This is a genomic window from Sphingobium sp. B2 (assembly GCF_007693735.1).
In the GTDB taxonomy this organism is placed as follows: Bacteria; Pseudomonadota; Alphaproteobacteria; order Sphingomonadales; family Sphingomonadaceae; genus Sphingobium; species Sphingobium xenophagum.
Map to the genome: position 1 here is coordinate 1 of NZ_VDBZ01000025.1, position 1,451 is coordinate 1,451.

Here is a 1,451-nt window from a genome sequence, read left to right on the forward strand (position 1 = left end):
CCACCGGATCACTATGACCGACTTTCGTCTCTGCTCGACTTGTCAGTCTCGCAGTCAGGCGGGCTTATGCCATTGCACTCTAACAGACGGTTTCCAACCGTCCTGAGCCCACCATCGCGCGCCTCCGTTACTCTTTAGGAGGCGACCGCCCCAGTCAAACTACCCACCACAGAGGGTCCCTGCACCGGATAACGGTGCGAGGTTAGACATCAGAAAACAGCAGGGTGGTATTTCACCTATGGCTCCACTCAGGCTGGCGCCCAAGTTTCAAAGCCTCCCACCTATGCTACACAGCTCTTTCCTAATGCCACTCTGAAGTTGCAGTAAAGGTGCACGGGGTCTTTCCGTCTAACCGCGGGTACTCCGCATCTTCACGGAGAATTCAATTTCGCTGAGCATATCCTGGAGACAGTGGGGAAGTCGTTACGCCATTCGTGCAGGTCGGAACTTACCCGACAAGGAATTTCGCTACCTTAGGACCGTTATAGTTACGGCCGCCGTTTACCTGGGCTTCAATTCAGAGCTTGCACTCCTCCTCTTAACCTTCAGGCACCGGGCAGGCGTCAGGCCCTATACGTCGTCTTGAAGCCGACTTAGCAGAGCCCTGTGTTTTTGCTAAACAGTCGCTACCCCCTGGCCTGTGCCCCCCACAAGTGCTTGCGCATATGTGGGGCCTCCTTCTTCCGAAGGTACGGAGGCAATTTGCCGAGTTCCTTCAGGATACTTCTCTCAAACGCCTTGGTATACTCTACCATTCCACCTGTGTCGGTTTAGGGTACGGTCTATACGGAGGGGCTATTTCCTGGGACGACTTCACAGCCTGGAGCAATCCAATAAGCCCAGACCATTTACGCCATCCGTCACACACCTCCAGGCCCACGAATATTAACGTGGTTCCCATCGACTACCCCCTTCGGGCTCGTCTTAGGGGCCGGCTTACCCTGCTCAGATTAGCTTTAAGCAGGAACCCTTGGAATTTCGGCGACAGTGCATCTCACACTGTTAATCGCTACTCATGTCTGCATTCGCACTTCCGATACCTCCACGACCCATTACCAGATCGCTTCAACGGCCTACGGAACGCTCCGCTACCGCGTGATCCGAAGATCACACCCTAAGCTTCGGTGCATCACTTTAGCCCCGTTACATCTTCGCCGCAGGATCTCTTGTTTAGACCAGTGAGCTGTTACGCTTTCTTTAAAGGATGGCTGCTTCTAAGCCAACCTCCTGGTTGTTTTGGAAATCCCACATGCTTTCCCACTTAGTGATGACTTGGGGACCTTAGCTGTAGGTTAGGGCTGTTTCCCTTTTGACGACGGACCTTAGCACCCGCCGTCTGTCTGCCGAACTAGACTCGTTGGTATTCGGAGTTTGGTTAGAGTTGGTAGATCTCGCGACCCCCGCATCCATCCAGTGCTCTACCCCCAACGGCAATCATTCGACGCTCTACC

At 54.0% G+C, this 1,451-nt stretch carries 1 rRNA gene; it reads right to left on the reverse strand.

Going from position 1 to position 1,451, the window contains the following annotated elements:
• Nucleotides 1–1,451, reverse strand: a 23S ribosomal RNA gene (locus FE851_RS25830); the annotation flags it as partial.